At 68.8% G+C, this 17,197-nt stretch carries 17 protein-coding genes; 9 read left to right on the plus strand and 8 right to left on the minus strand.

The window, feature by feature from the left end:
• The first annotated feature begins 100 nt into the window (after positions 1-100).
• A complete protein-coding gene (locus ACWESM_RS07825) occupies positions 101-1,051 on the plus strand; it encodes an alpha/beta fold hydrolase (protein WP_364431245.1) in 951 nt (316 codons plus the stop codon).
• A gap of 51 nt (positions 1,052-1,102) precedes the next feature.
• Here the strand turns inward: ACWESM_RS07825 and tsaA are convergent, their stop codons facing one another.
• The 8 genes from tsaA to mptB all read right to left on the minus strand — a co-directional run bounded on the left by tsaA (position 1,103) and on the right by mptB (position 9,065).
• Positions 1,103-1,507, minus strand: a complete 405-nt coding sequence (gene tsaA / locus ACWESM_RS07830) for a tRNA (N6-threonylcarbamoyladenosine(37)-N6)-methyltransferase TrmO (RefSeq protein ID WP_355070812.1) — start codon at positions 1,505-1,507, stop codon at positions 1,103-1,105.
• Positions 1,508-1,604: 97 nt separating this feature from the next.
• Entirely contained in the window at positions 1,605-2,147 is a 543-nt protein-coding gene (locus ACWESM_RS07835) for a YceI family protein (RefSeq protein WP_452491152.1), read from the minus strand.
• A 74-nt stretch (positions 2,148-2,221) separates the two neighbouring features.
• Entirely contained in the window at positions 2,222-3,139 is a 918-nt protein-coding gene (gene sigJ, locus ACWESM_RS07840; protein ID WP_452491153.1) for an RNA polymerase sigma factor SigJ, read from the minus strand.
• Complete coding sequence (locus ACWESM_RS07845) at positions 3,136-4,320, minus strand: NAD(P)/FAD-dependent oxidoreductase (protein WP_452491154.1); 1,185 nt, start codon at positions 4,318-4,320, stop codon at positions 3,136-3,138. The genes sigJ and ACWESM_RS07845 overlap by 4 nt, the downstream gene beginning before the upstream one ends.
• Positions 4,321-4,547: 227 nt before the next feature.
• On the minus strand, positions 4,548-5,522 hold the full coding sequence (locus ACWESM_RS07850; RefSeq protein ID WP_355070819.1) for a COX15/CtaA family protein: 975 nt from the start codon (positions 5,520-5,522) through the stop codon (positions 4,548-4,550).
• A gap of 66 nt (positions 5,523-5,588) precedes the next feature.
• On the minus strand, positions 5,589-6,380 hold the full coding sequence (locus ACWESM_RS07855) for an ABC transporter permease (RefSeq protein ID WP_356961827.1): 792 nt from the start codon (positions 6,378-6,380) through the stop codon (positions 5,589-5,591).
• The gene (locus tag ACWESM_RS07860) at positions 6,377-7,309 is read right to left on the minus strand and encodes an ABC transporter ATP-binding protein (protein ID WP_355070823.1); all 933 of its coding nucleotides are present in this window, start codon (positions 7,307-7,309) and stop codon (positions 6,377-6,379) included. The genes ACWESM_RS07855 and ACWESM_RS07860 overlap by 4 nt, the downstream gene beginning before the upstream one ends.
• 73 nt (positions 7,310-7,382) lie before the next feature.
• Complete coding sequence (mptB, locus tag ACWESM_RS07865; RefSeq protein WP_452491155.1) at positions 7,383-9,065, minus strand: polyprenol phosphomannose-dependent alpha 1,6 mannosyltransferase MptB; 1,683 nt, start codon at positions 9,063-9,065, stop codon at positions 7,383-7,385.
• A gap of 94 nt (positions 9,066-9,159) precedes the next feature.
• Between mptB and ACWESM_RS07870 the strand changes: the two genes are divergently transcribed.
• The 8 genes from ACWESM_RS07870 (at position 9,160) to sufU (ending at position 17,154) form a co-directional block, all read left to right on the plus strand.
• Positions 9,160-9,837, plus strand: a complete 678-nt coding sequence (locus ACWESM_RS07870; protein ID WP_364431226.1) for a TetR/AcrR family transcriptional regulator — start codon at positions 9,160-9,162, stop codon at positions 9,835-9,837.
• A gap of 40 nt (positions 9,838-9,877) precedes the next feature.
• Complete coding sequence (locus ACWESM_RS07875; RefSeq protein WP_452491156.1) at positions 9,878-10,897, plus strand: zinc-dependent alcohol dehydrogenase; 1,020 nt, start codon at positions 9,878-9,880, stop codon at positions 10,895-10,897.
• A 296-nt stretch (positions 10,898-11,193) separates the two neighbouring features.
• Entirely contained in the window at positions 11,194-12,003 is an 810-nt protein-coding gene (locus tag ACWESM_RS07880; RefSeq protein WP_397281495.1) for a helix-turn-helix transcriptional regulator, read from the plus strand.
• Complete coding sequence (sufB, locus tag ACWESM_RS07885) at positions 12,000-13,436, plus strand: Fe-S cluster assembly protein SufB (protein WP_067801810.1); 1,437 nt, start codon at positions 12,000-12,002, stop codon at positions 13,434-13,436. The genes ACWESM_RS07880 and sufB overlap by 4 nt, the downstream gene beginning before the upstream one ends.
• Positions 13,436-14,614, plus strand: coding sequence for a Fe-S cluster assembly protein SufD (gene sufD, locus ACWESM_RS07890; RefSeq protein ID WP_364431219.1), 1,179 nt, complete (start codon positions 13,436-13,438; stop codon positions 14,612-14,614). The genes sufB and sufD overlap by 1 nt, the downstream gene beginning before the upstream one ends.
• A 37-nt stretch (positions 14,615-14,651) precedes the next feature.
• Positions 14,652-15,428 (plus strand): Fe-S cluster assembly ATPase SufC, encoded by a 777-nt coding sequence (sufC, locus tag ACWESM_RS07895; protein WP_355070834.1) that lies wholly within the window; start codon positions 14,652-14,654, stop codon positions 15,426-15,428.
• 1 nt (position 15,429) lies between these two features.
• A complete protein-coding gene (locus ACWESM_RS07900) occupies positions 15,430-16,683 on the plus strand; it encodes a cysteine desulfurase (protein ID WP_356961837.1) in 1,254 nt (417 codons plus the stop codon).
• 3 nt (positions 16,684-16,686) lie between these two features.
• Positions 16,687-17,154, plus strand: a complete 468-nt coding sequence (gene sufU / locus ACWESM_RS07905) for a Fe-S cluster assembly sulfur transfer protein SufU (RefSeq protein ID WP_356961839.1) — start codon at positions 16,687-16,689, stop codon at positions 17,152-17,154.
• Positions 17,155-17,197: the final 43 nt, after the last annotated feature.

Below are 17,197 nucleotides of genomic sequence, written 5' to 3' on the forward strand. Positions count from 1 at the left end.
GGCGGGCACCCGCGTCTAGTGGGTGGAACAGCGGGGTCCACTCGACCCCATTCCGGTACGGCTCGCGAAGCGGCGTGAGCATCGAAGCGAAGGAGTGCGAATGTCGGTCGTCAGGTCTCCGCGTCAGCGGTTTCGATGGTGGCAGGTGCTCGTAATAGTGCCGGCTCTGCTGGTGGTGAACATGGCGGCGCCGGCCGGGGCCGAACCGAGCGGAGCCCGAACGCCCGATTCGACGTTTCTCGCAGAGGGGCAGTACGTCGAGACCGCGACGGCACGTTTCCACTACCGGAAAGCGGGCGAAGGACCGCCGCTCATTCTCCTGCCAGGCGGCTCGCTGTGGTCCTATACCTATCGCGACATCATTCCGGCTCTCGCCACCGCGCACACCGTGTATGCCGTCGACCTGCCCGGCAGCGGGTACACCGTGCCGCACGATGCCGACTTCGGATACGACGTGGGGGCCATGTCGGACGCGTTGCGGCAGTTCATGTCCGCGGTCGGGATTACCCGCGCGTCCATCGTCGCGCACTCACTGAACGGTTCGGTCGCAGTGGATTCGGCCGCACGGCATCCCGAACAGGTCGATCGTCTGGTCCTCATCGCGCCGCTCGTGTTGGACACCGACCTCAACATGAACATGCGGCTGATGCGCCAACCCGGTGCGGGCGAGCTCGCCGCCTCCGTCATGACCGAGGAGATCTACGTGGCGGGCCTGCGCGGGGCCTACGCGCACCCGGAGATTCTCACCGATGAGCTGGCGGACACGTATTGGACTCCGCTCAGCCGCACGGAGAACCGGACCGCGATGTGGAAGCAGCCGCGCACTCTCGATCTGGCTGTAGTACAGCGAGAATCGAGCGCGATCGAAGCCGACACGCTGATCCTGTGGGGCGAGAACGACCATGTCGTCGACCTGTCACAGGCTCGGCCGCTCGCTCAGCTGATCCCCCACTCGACACTGCGGATCATTCCGGGCGCCGGACACAATGTCCATGAGGACGATCCCGCCGCGGTCGCGCTCGAACTGACCGGATTCCTCGCACCGCGCTAGCTCACACCCGTGCCGGGCCGGTGGCGGCCCGGCACGGCTCGTCCACAGCGGTCAACGGTCCTCGGTGAGAACAGGTTTGAGATCGAGGATCGGTGTGCCGTGCACAGCTTCGAGGTTGCGGACGTGGATGCGGGTTCCGGTGACGGCCAGGACATGGACGCTGTGCAGACCGATCGGATTGGGCCGATGTGGGGCGCGGGTGACGAAGACGCCGGTGGTCGCGCGAGTCGCGTCACCACGCGGGTGGATGGTGAGTGTTTCGCGGTCGGCACGATCGAGCCAGGTCAATACCAAGATGTCCATGCCGGCGGCGAGTCCGTCGAGGGCGGGGGCATATCGGTCATCGATGACCAGCCAGGCCGGCGGGGCTCCTTCATCGGGTTGGCGGGGAGCGGTGGCGGGGTCGGTCAGCACGGATTCGACGTGCCCGATCGGGCGCAGCGTGTAATCGGTCATGATGTCCTTGCCGTTCTCGCAGGTGGTTCGAGCCCGTTGCCCTCGGGCGTCGAATCACCCAAGAGCGACGGGCTCGGCTTTCAGAATATTGCCGATATCAGGACTGCCGGATCACCGCGAGGTCGAACTCCAGCGTCACCTTCGGAGCGACCATGCCCGCGGCCGCCTTCCAGTGCACCCCCCAGTCCTTGCGGTTGATCGTGGTTGCGCCGGTGAAGCCGACTCGGAGGGCGCCGTTCGGGTCGTTCCGCACGCCGGCCAGTTCGAAGTCGACGGTCACCGGCTTGGTGACACCGCGGATGGTCAGGTCGCCGGTGACCTGGACTGTGGTCTCGTCGACCCGCGCAACTCCGGTCAGGGCGAAGGTGATGGTCGGGTGGTCATCGGCGGCGAGGAACTTTCTGCCCAGCAGATCATCGCGCCGCCGGTTGCGGGTGTCGATGCTCGCGGCCTGGATCCGCAGCCCGCCGCTGGACTTCGAGGGGTCGCCGAAGTGCAGATGCGCGCTGCCGTCGAATTCCCCGAAACTCCCGCGCACCCGGGTGGCCATGGTGTGCCGGGCGATGAAGCCGATTCGTGTGCGGGCGGTATCGATGACGAAGTCGCCGGTCAGGTCGGCGAGTTCGATGGTGGTTGACATGGTCGGTCACTCCTGGCGAGGTCGGATGGTTCGGGCGAGCCGGCCGCTCGAAGCGTGGTGCGGTAACGCGGGTTTCACGCCCGGCCGGGATCGCGGGTGATGGTGCGCGCGATGGCGAGGGCGGCGAGTTTGTCGGGGTTACGGATGCCGTAGCCGTTGACGATCACGTCGTCGACGATGTCCAGCACGAGAACGGCCTCCAGATGGTCGCCGGTGTAGATGGCGACCGCGGGCTCGCTGTTGCAGTTCACCGGCTCGATCCGCATGCCGGGCCTGCGGTGCACTGCTTGCAGCAGGCTCAGCAGAATCGTGGCAACTTGCTCGGCGCCGGTCATCACCAACTGGCGTACCGCGGTGATCTTGCCGCCGCTGTCGGTGGTCCAAGTGACATTCGGCGCGAGCATCGACAGCAGGCCCGCCAGGTCACCAGTGGTCGCCGCCGTCATGAATTTCTCGGTGAGTTCGGCGATGCGGGCGCTGTCGTACGGCCCGAACCGGTTGCGTCGCGACCGGACGTATTCGCGGGCGCGGTAGGCCATTTGACGCACCGCCGCCGCGGATTTGCCGACCGATGCGGCGATATCGTCGTAACCGAAGGCGAATACTTCGCGCAGCACGAACACCGCGCGTTCATCCGGGGTGAGCGATTCCAGCAGCACGAGCATCCCCATCGAAACCGACTCGGCGAGAACCAGATCACCCGCGGCATCGTGCTCGGTGAGCAGCAGCGGCTCGGGCAACCATGGTCCGATGTATTCCTCGCGGCGGCGAGCGCTGAGCCGCAGCGCGCTGAGCGCCTGCCGGGTCACCACCTGCGCGAGATACGATTTGGTGTCCCGCACCGTCGCAAGGTCCACCTGGGCCCACCGCAGGTAGCTGTCCTGCAGCACGTCGTCGGATTCGGTCGCCGAGCCGAGGATTTCGTAGGCGATCGTGAACAGCAACGGCCGCAACAGGGTGAACCGCTCGGCATGCTCATCGGTAGTGCTCACGAGTTGGCCGCCATCTCCGAATCGGACAGCGGGAGCCGCCTGCCGCCCTTGAGCCAGAACAGCGAGCCGGGCTTGCGGGCTTCCCATCGAATTCCCCACAGCGTCCACTTGGTAGCCGTCTCCTTGATCGGCGCGCCGACGCGGCCGGAGATATGGGCGTTCATGGGTGTGTCGTCCTTGTGCGCGAGCTGCACGACGCCCGCGCGGCGGCCGAGGCTGACGTTGGATCCGAGGAACGCCATGTCCAGTGCCGCGGGCGCAGTGCCTGCGATGCGGGCCAGCACCGTGTCGGCGGCGTGAGCGCCGAGCGGCCCGGCGGCTTGGCAGCTCATGCGCAGCGGCTGGTTCGACGGGGCGGCGGCGTCCCCGGCCGCGACGATACGGTTGTCGTCGACGCTGGTCAGGGTCTCGTCGGTGAGGAGCCGCCCGAGAGCGTCGGTGTGCAGGCCGCTGCGTGTGGCCAGCTCCGGCACACCGAACCCGGCGGTCCAGATGGTGACCGCGCTCGGCACCACGCAGCCGTCGGACAAGACGATCGACTCCCGCAGGACCTCGGCCACCCGCACATTCTCGAGCACATCGACGCTGTTGCGGGCCATCCACCGGGCCACCACCCGTCGCGCCCGCACCGAGAAACTCGGAGCCAATCGATCGCCGCATATCAGTGTGACGGCGCGCCCCTGTTCGGCCAGTTCGGCCGCTGTTTCGATCCCGGTGAGCCCGCCACCGACCACGGTGATCGGGGCCTGCGTCGGCAGCTCTTCGATGGCGGCCCGCAGGCGGTGAGCGTGCTCCAGTTCCGCTATGGGGTAGGCGAATTCGACCGCTCCCGGCACTGTGGTGGGCGGGGCCGCGGTGCTGCCGACCGCGTAGACGACATAGTCGTAGTCCAGTGCGCGGCCCGATGCCAGCTCTACGGTCCGCGAGGCGGTATCGATGCGGGTGGCGTCATCGATGACGAGGCGCACACCGTCGCCGAGCAGCGGGCCGTAGTCCGCCTCGGCCTCTCCGGTACCGGCCACCAATTGATGCAGCCGCAGTCGTTGGACGAAGGTCGGGCGAGAGTTGACCACGGTGATCTCGACGTCGTCGCGCTGTCGCAGTCGATTGGCTGCCACGGCGCCGGCATAGCCGCCGCCGATGACCACGACCTTGAAGCTGGTGCTGTTGTGCTCCGTCATGCCCACGAGACGCTGCCGACCACCGAGAAATAACAGTAGGTGATGCAGTTCACTGACCGGTCAGGCCTGCCGGCGAACTCACCGCTCGCAGTCGCGGTTGTGGTGCGGCGTCCAGGGTGCGGCCCGTCCCGCCGGAGGACCCGCGGAGTGGGCGCCGCCCGAGGTCACCGCCCCCGAATCACCCCGGCTCGCTCCCCGCTGGACGATCACAGTTCGCGCAGTTTTCGTCAGGCGGCCTGTGCCGCGGGGTCCGGCTTCGGGGCGACGACCCGTTCCCGGGTGCGCAGCGAAGCCCACAATGCGGCGGTGGCGGCGGTGCACGCCGCGGCCCCGCCCACGTGCACGACGACCAGCGCCGCAGGGACGTCGGTGAAGTACTGCACGATGCCGACCAAACCCTGTGCGCACACCAGTCCCAGCAGCACGAAGAGGCGGGTGCGCACGGCGGGTGTGATACCGACCGCGAACAAACCGAAGGCCAAGCCGATCAGCAGAGCGAGGTAGCCGACGAGCAGTTGCGAGTGCAGATGCACCAGGGTGACGATCTCCACCTGCAACCGCTCTACGGGACGTTCGATGCTCTTGTCGCCCGCGTGCGGGCCTGCGGCGGTCACCAGGGTGCCCGCGACCAGGACCGCCGCGAGCGCGACCCCCGCGAGCGCGGTCAGCCAGCGCAGCGGCGCGGGAGCCTGCACGGTGTCGATGCCGTCGTCGGGTTCACCGATCTTCGCGTACAGCACCACCGCGAGCCACACCATCACCATGGACGCGAGCAGGTGCGTCGACACGGTCCACCACAGCAGTCCGGTGCGCACCGTGATGCCGCCGATGACCGCCTGCACGACGGTGCCGCCGGGCATCAGCCACGCGTACACCAGCACCTCGCGGCGGCGGCGCGCCCGGGTAACGGCCAGCACGATCGCCGCCGCGCACAGCGTGACCACGAAAGTGAGCAGCCGGTTGGAGAACTCGACCGCCTGGTGGATGGCCGGGACCTCCGACACCGCGACCGGCGTGAAACTACCGGGGAAGCACTGCGGCCAGGTCGGGCAGCCCAGCCCGGACGCGGTGACGCGCACGACCGCGCCGGTCACCGAAATGCCCGCCTGGGAGAGGATGACCGCGAGCGCGATCAGGCGCTGCACCCGCGAGGAGGGCAGCGGCAGCTTGTCGACGAGTCGCAAGAACGCGCGATACAGCACGTCGAAAATGGTAGCCGGGCCGGATCCGGCGGTTTCATCCGGTCTACTACATTTCGTCGTTGAAGCTCAGTGGAAGCGGAACAGGCGGGTGGCCGCGACGCCCGACACCGCGCCCCACACCGCGAGCACGGCGATCCCGAACCAGTCGACGCTGGTGTGCATCGCGCTCTCCAGCGCTTCGGCCAACGCCCCCGAGGGCACCAGCCTGGCCAGTACGCTCACCACCGTGGGCAGGTCGTCGGAGGCGAACACGATGCTGGCGACGCCGAGCATGACGAACCACAGGATGTTCGCCAGCGCGAGCACCACCTCGGCCTTGAGAGTGCCGCCCAGCAGCAGGCCCATCGCCGCGAACGTCGCGGTGCCGAGCGCGATCACCGCCGCGCCCAGCAGCAACCCGAGCGGTTCCGGCCGCCAGCCCAGCGCGAAGCCGATGAGGCCGAGCAGCACGGCTTGCAGCACGACCACGATGAGCACCGCCGCGCACTTGCCCGCGATGACGCCCCAGCGCGGCAGCGCCGTCGCGCCGAGCCGCTTGAGCGCGCCGTAGCGGCGGTCGAAGCCGACCGCGATGGCCTGACCGGTGAACGCGGTGGACATGACGGCCACCATCATCACCGCGGGCACGATCTTGTCCACCCGGTCCGCGCCGAGGTCGCCGAACGGCAGCAGGCTGAGGCCGACCAGCAGGGTGATCGGGATGAACATGGTCAGCAGCAGTTGTTCGCCGTTGCGCAGCAACAGGATCAGTTCGAGCCTGGTCTGCGCGAGCAGCATCGCGGCGCGGGTGCTCGGACGCGGGGCGGGAGCGAAAGTGCCCGGCGCGAAACGGTTGGCGGTCCGGTCGTGCTCGCTCATCCGCGCAGGTCCCGTCCGGTCAGTTCGAGGAAGACGTCCTCGAGGCGGCGCTGGTCGATCCGGATGTCGGTGGCCAGCACGTCCATCCGCGCGCACCACGCGGTGACGGTGGCGAGCACTTGCGGATTGATCTCGCCCTCCACCAGATAGGTGCCCGGCGTGGTCTCCCGGGGCGTGAAGCCTTCGGGCAGGGCGTTGGCCAGCAGTTCCAAGTTCAGTTTGGGCGGGGCGCAGAAGCGCAGCTGCCCGGCCGCGCCGTGGGCGGTGACCTCGGCCGGGGTGCCGGAGGCGACGATGCGGCCGTGGTCGATGATCACCAGTTGGTCGGCGAGCTGCTCGGCCTCGTCCATCATGTGCGTGGTCAGCACGACGGTCACCCCGTCGCGGCGCAGGGCATCGATCAGCTCCCAGACGATCAACCGGGCCTGAGCGTCCAGCCCCGCGGTTGGCTCGTCGAGGAACACGATTTCCGGCTTGCCCACCAGTGCGCAGGCGAGAGCGAGCCGTTGCTGTTGTCCGCCGGAGAGGCGGCGGTAGGGGGTGCGGCGGTTGTCCTGGAGGCCGAGCGTGCGCAGCAACCAGTCGGGGTCGAGCGGGTCCGCGGAGTAGGCGGCCACCAAATCGAGCATCTCGCCCGCCCGCGCACCGGGATACGCGCCGCCGCCCTGCAACATGACGCCGATGCGGGGGCGCAGTCGTTCGGAATCGGCGACGGGGTCCAGGCCGAGCACGCGCACCGTGCCCGCGTCCGGCGCGGCGAATCCCTCGCACATCTCCACCGTCGTGGTCTTGCCCGCGCCGTTCGGGCCGAGCAGCGCGAGCACCCGCGCCGGTTCCACCTCGAACGTCAGGCCGTCCACCGCGGTGATCTGGTCGTACCGCTTGACGACGCCGTCCACGCTGACAGCAGGCCCGGAAGCTGTCGTCACGACGCCGCCTCGCCGGCGCTCGATTCCGGCGCACCCGGTGATGCTGTGTAGACGGCTCCCTCGCCACGCTCGGTCACGATGTCACACCGTAAGAGGTGGGCACCTGTGACGGAGCCGACACCCCCGTCTGCCCGCGCCAGGGCAGCGAATTGCGCGTGATCACGATGAACAGCACCCCGACGATCACGGTGGCGATCGCGGCGCCCACGATCTGGAACACCTCGAGATCGGCGCCGCGCGGCATCAGGATCACGCTCACGATCGCCGAGAACGCCACCGCCGGAACGCGGAACACCGGCCTGGTCGCCCACGCGGCCATCGGGACGATCGCCCACAGCAGATACCAGGGCTGCACCACCGGGAAAAGCAGCACGATCGCGCCGAGCGCCACGCCGAGCGCGCCGACCGGATGCAGCCGCCCGGTGCCGGTGGCGACCAGCATGCGCACGGTGAAGAAGCCCGCGACCAGTGCCGCGATCGGGCGGGTGATGCTCAGCAGCGCGGTGGTGTGATCGCCGAGCCCGAGCAGCACGCCGCCGAATCCGGTGATGATGCCCAGCACCGTGGGCAGCGACATCCAGCTGCGCACCACGCTCGCGGTGTTCAGCGTGTAGATCCAGCCGAAGCCGAGCCCGCTCACCGAACTGATGAAAAGCGTTGTGCCGATGGCTATCGCGCCGAGCATGGCGGCCGCGACGGCCACCGTGCGCAGTGAGGCTCCCCACCTGCGAGCCAGCGCCATGCCGACGAAACCGAGCGCGATGATCGAGGTGAACTTGATCGACGACGACAGCGTGATGATGACCGCGCCGCCGATCAGCCGCGCATAGGCGCGGCCGTCGAACGGGTGGGTGTCCTCGATGGCGCGCAGGCAGAACTCCAGGCCCGCCAGCATCAGGCCGAGCATCAGCGCGTCGTTGTGCACGCCGCCGACCAGATGGAACAGCACGAGCGGGTTGGCCGCGCCGAGCCACAGCGCGCTGACCGGCGCGACGCCGCAGCGCACCGAGAGCCGGGGCAGTGCCCAGACGATCAGCGCGACGCCGCCGAGCGCGAGGATCCGGTGCACCCACACGCCCGCGATGATGTTGTCGCCGGTGAGTTCGGCGATGCCGCGGCCGATCCAAAGGAACAGCGGGCCATAGGGCGCGGGGGTGTCACGCCAGATGGTCGGGACGTTGTTGGTGAGGACGTTGTCGATCCCGAGCCCCGCGACCGGGCCTTCCTCGTAGGGGTCGATGCCGCGCGCGGCGATCTCGCTCTGCGCCAGATAGGAGTAGACGTCGTTGCTGAACAGCGGAGGAGCGACGCTGAGCGGGATCAGCCACAGCAGCAGCGTGCGATCGAGTTGCGATCGGGTCAGCCGGTGCAGTGGTGAGCCGCCGATACCGCCCACCGCGAACCGGCCCAGCAGCAGCCAGGCCAGCACCACGACGACGGTGCCGGTCATGCACATGGCCAGCGAGCCGGTATGGGCGCGGGCGAAGATGCCGAGCACCCGGACGCCGGACGTGGGGTTCTGGTGCACCGGCTGCGCGCCGATGCCCAGCGCGCTGATCGCCATCAGCACCGTGCCGGTCGCGCCCATCAGGCGGATCCGGTCGAGCTGCGCCAGCTCCTTGCGATCGAGACCGGGCACCTCCGACTCGTCGCGATGCAACACCGCGATCGTGTGATCGGCCGCGGGCACGTCGAGTCCGAGTGCCCGGCGCCCGAACGCCAGTGTCCTGCGCCGCGCGCCCTCCAGTACCGCCACGCCACGAAGCCTAGTTCGAGCGGCGAGCACACACCGCGAACGGACCCCGGTCGTTCCGCCCGGGCCCGCCCCGCTCACACGGCACAATCGACGCATGGTTTCGGAGTCCAGGCGGCGGATCGAGGTGGCCGCCTCCGGGCTGCTGGCGCGGCACGGGTATCACGGGTTCGGTCTGAAGGCGTTGAGCGAGGCGGCCGAACTGCCGTACGGCTCGATCTACCACCACTTTCCGGGCGGCAAGGAGGAGATCGCGGTCGCGGCGATCACCGGGACCGGCGTGCTGACCGGCCGGATGATCCGGCAGGCGCCGACCGACGTCTTCGCCACCTTGGCCACGCTGTTCGAATTCATGGTGGGCAAGCTCGCGGATTCGGAATGGACCGATGGGTGCCCGATCGGGACGCCCGCGTTGGACGGCGGCAGCGACGTGGCGGCGGTGCGCTCGGCCTGTGTGCGCGCCTTCGACACGATGGAGCAGGCGTTCGCCGGGCTGCTCGCCGAACTCGGCCTCGGCGGGGAGGATGCGGCCGAACTAGCCGCCACGGTGGTCGCCGCCTACGAGGGGGCCACCATCCTGGCCCGGATCCGCCAGACGGACGCACCGCTGCGCACGGTCGCGAAGTCGATGGAGCGGCTGATCCGGGCGACCTTCGCGGCGGCGGGAATCGGTGGCGCGGTACCGACGGCGGAAGGTTCGGACGAAATCGAAGCCGATGCGGCGTTGCCCGGAAATTTTCCGGAAATGCGCGCCGAGCAGGGAGATTCGAAGTGAAGCAGTTGACTAGAAAGAACGTTCTAGCGACACTCGGGCGATGAAGCGACTAATGCTGACCGGCCCCGGTGCGATGCGCTGGGAAGACCACCCCGAACCCGTCCTCAGCGGACCCGATCAGGCGCTCGTTCGGCCGGTCGCGCTGGCCACCTGCGACATCGATCCGGCCGTACTGCGCGGCGCTTTCCCGCTACCCGGGCCGTATCCCTTCGGGCACGAGGGAGTCGCCGAAGTGGTCGAGGTGGGGCCGGGGGTCCGCGACGTCGCGGTGGGCGACCTCGTGGTGGTGCCGTTCCAGATCTCGTGCGGCGTCTGCCGGGCGTGCGCGCGCGGCCGGACCGGGAACTGCACCAGCCATCCGCGGCTGTCCAGTTTCGGCCTCGGTCCGATGGGCGGGCTGGACTGGGGCGGGTTGTGGGCCGACCTCGCGCTCGTGCCGCACGCCGACGCCATGCTGGTCCGGCTGCCCTCCGGCGTCGACCCGGCCGCAGTGGCCAGCGCCAGCGACAACATCCCGGACGCCTACCGCTCGGTCGGCCCCCAGCTGGCCGCCGATCCCGCCGCCGAAGTCCTGGTGATCGGCGGCCCCGCCGCGCCGTCGATCGGTCTGTACGCCGCCGGGCTCGCGGTCGCGCTCGGCTCCGCCCGTGTGGTCTATCTCGACGACTCCGACCAGCGGCTCGAGATCGCGAAATCGCTCGGCGCCGAGGCGATCGAAGGCCCGCGCGACGCCCGGGTGGGACGGTTCCCGATCGTGGTCGAGGCGGCCGGCGGGGCGAAGGCGCTGCGCGCGGCGATCGATGCGGCGGCGTACGACGGCTGGTGCACGAGCGTCAGCGTGCAGTCGCAGGATGTCGCCCTGCCGATCCTGGACATGTACACCCGCTGCTGCACCTTCCACACAGGTCGCGCGCACGTCCGCCCGGTCATTCCCGAGGTGCTCGATCTCGTCGCCGCGGGGCGCTTCGACCCGTCGCTGGTCACCACCGTGACGGCCGCGTGGGACGAGGCGGTGGACGCGCTGCTGGAGACGCCGATGAAACTGGTCGCCGTGCGCTGAGCGCCTGTGACGAATCGCACTGCGTGCCCTGTCCCCGACCCCGATAGGCGGGCTGTCCGCTCGGCGCTCGACGCCCGGAGTCGTGCGGACGCGGCTCGCCTGGTTCCGAGCGGCGTTTTTTCTGCGCAGGTCAGCCGGAAAAGTTGTGCTGTGACCCGGCATCGCGTCGGGTGGACACCTGTCCGGCACGGCGGCATGGGGCCCTCCACCGTGCCGGAATCGCCGCAGGTCGACGGGGCCGCTGACTCAGGGCACCCTTATTAGCTTTCGGGAACGAATTCCGCCACACTGATGTTGTGAAAACCGTGGGTTTGCGGAGGAACGACGAAGGAGCCGGTCGCAAGGCCGACGCCGGGTCGGTTGCTGCGCCCGCGACGGTCGGCGGCGAAGGGCATACCCGAGCGGCCATCGTCCAGCTGCTGCTGGAGGAAGGACCGATCACCGCCACCGCCATCGGGAACCGGCTCGGCCTGGCCCCGGCGGGCGTGCGCAGGCACTTGGACGCGCTGATCGATTCGGGTCAGGCGCGGGCCGGTCGATCGGCGCCCTGGCAGCAGAAAGGCCGGGGCCGCCCGGCCAAGCAGTACCAGCTCACCGCGGCCGGACGCGGCAAACTCGGCCACGCCTACGACGATCTGGCCGGAGCCGCCATCCGGCAGCTCGGAGAGATCGGCGGCGAACAGGCCATCACCGAGTTCGCCCGCAAACGAGCACGCACTATCGTGGCCGGGATCGAACCGGTCGGTGAGCACACCACGGAACAGACCACGGCCAAGGCCGAGGAGATCGCCGAGGCGTTCACCGACGCCGGGTTCGCGGCCACCACCCGCAAGGTGGGCACCGGCGTGCAGATCTGCCAGCACCACTGCCCCGTGGCGCACGTCGCCGAGGAGTTCCCGCAGCTGTGCGCGGCGGAGCTCGAGGCGTTCCGTGAGCTGCTCGGCACCCATGTGCAGCGGCTGGCCACGATCGCCAACGGCGATTGCGCGTGCACTACGCACGTGCCGCTGCTCGTCCTGCCCGCAGGCCGGACCGAAACTTCAGCACCAACCGCTGCACAGCCCGCAGCGGTACGAACGAACGACTCCGGAAGGAGTGCCGAATGACGACGACCACCGACCAGGTGCAACCGCTCACCCAGGAAGAGGCGATCGCCTCCCTGGGCAAATACGGTTACGGCTGGGCCGATTCGGATGTGGCCGGCGCCAGCGCGCAACGAGGTCTGTCCGAGGCGGTTGTCCGCGACATCTCGGCGAAGAAGAACGAGCCGGAATGGATGCTCGAACAGCGGCTGAAGGCGCTACGCATCTTCGATCGCAAGCCCATGCCGATCTGGGGCTCCAACCTCGACGGCATCGACTTCGACAACATCAAGTACTTCGTGCGCTCGACCGAGAAGCAGGCCGCGTCCTGGGACGAGCTGCCCGAGGACATCAAGAACACCTACGACAAGCTGGGCATCCCCGAAGCGGAGAAGCAGCGGCTGGTCGCCGGTGTCGCCGCGCAGTACGAGTCCGAGGTCGTGTACCACCAGATCCGCGAGGACCTGGAGGCCCAGGGCGTGATCTTCCTGGACACCGACACCGGTCTGAAAGAGCACCCGGAGATCTTCCAGCAGTACTTCGGCTCGGTGATCCCCGCGGGCGACAACAAGTTCTCCGCGCTGAACACGGCCGTGTGGTCGGGCGGCTCGTTCATCTACGTGCCGCCGGGCGTGCACGTCGACATCCCGCTGCAGGCCTACTTCCGGATCAACACCGAGAACATGGGCCAGTTCGAGCGCACCCTGATCATCGTCGACGAGGGCGCCTACGTGCACTACGTCGAGGGCTGCACCGCGCCGATCTACAAGTCGGACTCGCTGCACTCCGCGGTGGTGGAGATCATCGTGAAGAAGGGCGGCCGCTGCCGCTACACCACCATCCAGAACTGGTCGAACAACGTCTACAACCTGGTCACCAAGCGGGCCAAGGCCGAGGCGGGCGCGACCATGGAGTGGATCGACGGCAACATCGGCTCAAAGGTCACCATGAAGTACCCGGCGGTCTGGATGACCGGCGAGTACGCCAAGGGCGAAGTGCTGTCGGTGGCGTTCGCCGGCGAGGGCCAGCACCAGGACACCGGTGCGAAGATGCTGCACCTCGCGCCGCACACCTCCTCGACCATCGTGTCGAAGTCGGTGGCGCGCGGCGGCGGCCGGGCCTCCTACCGCGGCCTGGTGCAGGTGAACAAGGGCGCCCACGGCTCGAAGTCGACGGTGAAGTGCGACGCGCTGCTGGTCGACACGATCAGCCGCTCCGACACCTACCCCTACGTCGACATCCGCGAGGACGACGTGACCATGGGTCACGAGGCGACCGTCTCGAAGGTCTCCGAGGACCAGCTGTTCTACCTGATGAGCCGCGGCCTCACCGAGGACGAGGCGATGGCCATGGTGGTGCGCGGCTTCGTCGAGCCGATCGCCAAGGAACTGCCCATGGAATACGCGCTCGAGCTGAACCGCCTGATCGAACTGCAGATGGAAGGAGCCGTCGGCTGATGGCCGTGGAGAACGTAGCCGAAGCCGCCGAGGCTCGTACCCCTGCGATCAACAAGGGCGAGGTCTTCACGTCGTTCGACGTGAACGCCTTCGAAGTGCCTTCCGCGAAGGACGAGGCGTGGCGGTTCACCCCGCTGCGCCGTCTGCGTGGACTGCAGGACGGCACCGCGGTCCGGGACGGCCGCACGGGCGTCGAGGTCGCGGCGGCCGAGGGCGTCACGGTGGAGACGGTCGAACGCTCCGACGCCCGCCTCGGCGAGGCCGGCGTGCCGTCCGACCGCGTTGCCGCGCAGGCGTACTCGGGCTTCGAGCAGGCCACCGTCGTGACGGTCGGCAAGGAGGTCGAGGTCGCCGAACCGGTGACGGTCACGATCACCGGGCCCGGCGAGGGCAAGACCGCCTACGGGCACCTGCAGATCCGGCTGGAGCACTTCGCCAAGGCCACCGTGGTCATCGACCAGCGCGGCAGCGGAACCTACGCGGAGAACGTGGAATTCGTGCTCGGCGACTCCGCCAAGCTGACCGTGGTGGCCGTGCAGGACTGGGCCGACGACGCGGTGCACGCCACCGCCCACCACGCGAAGCTCGGCCGCGACGCCACGCTGCGGCACACCTCGGTCACCCTGGGCGGTGATCTGGTGCGCCTCACCGGCAACGTCCGCTACGACGGCCCCGGCGGCGACGCCGAACTGCTCGGCCTCTACTTCGCCGACGCGGGCCAGCACTTCGAGCAGCGTCTGCTCGTCGACCACGCCGTGCCGAACTGCAAGTCGAATGTGCTGTACAAGGGCGCGCTGCAAGGCGACCCGCACTCGCCCAAGGGCGACGCCCGCACCGTGTGGGTCGGCGACGTGCTCATCCGCGCCGCCGCCGAGGGCACCGACACCTTCGAGGTGAACCGCAACCTGGTGCTCACCGACGGCGCGCGGGCGGACTCGGTGCCGAACCTGGAGATCGAGACCGGCGAGATCGTCGGCGCCGGACACGCGTCCGCGACCGGCAGGTTCGACGACGAGCAGCTGTTCTACCTGCGCGCCCGCGGTATCCCGGAGGACGCCGCCCGCCGCCTGGTGGTGCGCGGTTTCTTCCACGAGATCATCCAGAAGATCGCGGTGCCCCAGGTCCGGGAGCGGCTGGAGGCGGCCATCGAGGCCGAACTCGCCGCCATCGGCGCCTGATCAACGACCCCATACCTGGCAAAGGAATTCGAATTCGATGACCACCCTGGAAATCAAGGACCTGCATGTCGAGGTCGCAAACCCCGACGAGTCCGGCGAGCCCATCAAGATCCTCAAGGGCGTGAACCTCACGGTGAAGTCCGGTGAGACGCACGCCATCATGGGCCCGAACGGCTCCGGCAAGTCGACGCTGTCCTACGCGATCGCCGGTCACCCGAAGTACACGGTGACCTCCGGCTCGATCACGCTCGACGGCGAGGACGTGCTGGCGATGTCGGTGGACGAGCGCGCCCGTGCGGGCCTGTTCCTCGCCATGCAGTACCCGGTCGAGGTTCCCGGCGTCTCGATGTCGAACTTCCTGCGCACCGCCGCCACCGCCGTGCGCGGCGAGGCCCCCAAGCTGCGGCACTGGGTCAAGGAGGTGAAGGAGTCGATGAGCGAACTGGAGATCGACGCCGCCTTCGCCGAGCGCAGCGTGAACGAGGGCTTCTCCGGCGGCGAGAAGAAGCGCCACGAGATCCTCCAGCTCGGCCTGCTCAAGCCGAAGATCGCGATCCTGGACGAGACCGACTCGGGTCTGGACGTCGACGCGCTGCGCATCGTCTCCGAGGGCGTCAACCGCTACAAAGAGCGCGAGAACGGCGGCATCCTGCTGATCACGCACTACACCCGCATCCTGCGCTACATCCAGCCGGAGTTCGTGCACGTCTTCGTCGGCGGCCGCATCGTCGCCGAGGGCGGCGCCGAGCTCGCCGAGGAACTCGACGCCAACGGCTACGTTCGTTTCACTCAGACCGCCACCGCTGGAGCTTGATATGACCGCTACGGTCCGCACCCTCGACGTCGCCCGTATCCGGGCCGACTTCCCGATCCTGAACCGCACGGTCCGGGACGGGAAACCGTTGGTGTACCTGGACTCCGGCGCGACCGCGCAGCGGCCGATCGAGGTGCTCGAAGCCGAACGCGACTTCCTGATCACCAGCAACTCGGCGGTGCACCGCGGTGCGCACCAGCTGGCCGAGGAGGCGACCGACGCCTACGAGGGCGCGCGGGCTGACATCGCGCGGTTCGTCGGGGTGGACGCGGGCGAGATCGTGTTCACCAAGAACGCCACAGAGTCGCTGAACCTGGTGACCTACGCCTTCGCCGACGACCGGTTCCCGCACCACGTGGGCCCTGGCGACGAGATCGTGATCACCGAGCTGGAACACCACGCGAATCTGGTGCCCTGGCAGGAGCTGGCCCGCCGCACCGGTGCCACGCTGAAGTGGTACGGCGTGACCGACGAAGGCCGGATCGACCTGGATTCGCTGGAACTGTCGCCCGCCACCAAGGTGGTCGCGTTCACCCACCAGTCCAACGTCACCGGCGCGGTCGCTCCGGTCGAGGAGCTGGTCCGCCGAGCGAAGGCGGTGGGCGCGCTGGTCGTGCTCGACGCCTGCCAGTCGGTGCCGCACATGCCGGTCGACTTCCGCGCGCTCGGTGTGGATTTCGCCGCGTTCTCCGGGCACAAGATGCTCGGCCCCTCCGGTGTCGGCGTGCTCTTCGCTCGCCGCTCGCTGCTGGAGGAGATGCCGCCGTTCATCACCGGCGGGTCCATGATCGAGACGGTCTTCATGGACCACAGCACCTACGCGCCGCCGCCGCAGCGCTTCGAGGCGGGCGTGCCGATGACCTCCCAGGTGGTCGGATTGGGCGCGGCCGTGCGGTATCTGGAGGAGATCGGCATGGACGCCGTCGCCGCGCACGAGCACACGCTGGTCGGCGCGGCGCTGGACGGGCTGGCCGGGATCGACGGCGTGCGGATCATCGGGCCTGCCGAGAACATCGATCGTGGCGGCGCGGTGTCGTTCGTGGTGGACGGCATCCACGCCCACGACGTGGGGCAGATCCTGGACGACGAGGGCGTGGCCATCCGGGTGGGCCATCACTGCGCGTGGCCGCTGCACCGGCGTTTCGGCGTCGCCGCGACCGCACGCGCCTCGTTCGCGGTCTACAACACGCTCGCCGAGGTGGACGCGCTGGTCGCCGCGGTGCGGAAGGCCCAGAGCTTCTTCGGGGTTGCATAGATCATGCGCATGGAGCAGATGTACCAGGAAGTGATCCTGGATCACTACAAGCACCCGCACCATCGGGGGCTGCGCGAGCCGTTCGGGGCCGAGGTGCACCACGTGAACCCGACCTGCGGCGACGAGGTGACCCTGCGCGTGCAGCTCGACGACAACGGCGACGTCACCGACGTCTCCTACGACGGCCAGGGTTGCTCGATCAGCCAGGCGGCCACCTCGATCCTCGCCGATCAGGTGATCGGGCTTCCGGTGCAGCAGGCGCTGAAGGTGGTCGACTCCTACAGTGAGATGATCTCCAGCCGCGGCACCATCGAGGGCGACGAGGACGTGATCGGCGACGGCGTCGCCTTGGCAGGCGTCTCGAAATACCCAGCGCGGGTGAAGTGCGCGTTGCTCGGGTGGATGGCGTTCAAGGACGCCGTCCTCAGGATCGGCCCCGAGCAGCCCGCGCCGGCCGCGGAAGAGAACTGAACCGTCCGATGGAAAACGGGGAAGCGTCATGAGTGACACACCG

The sequence above is a fragment of the Nocardia sp. NPDC003999 genome (genome assembly GCF_053604885.1).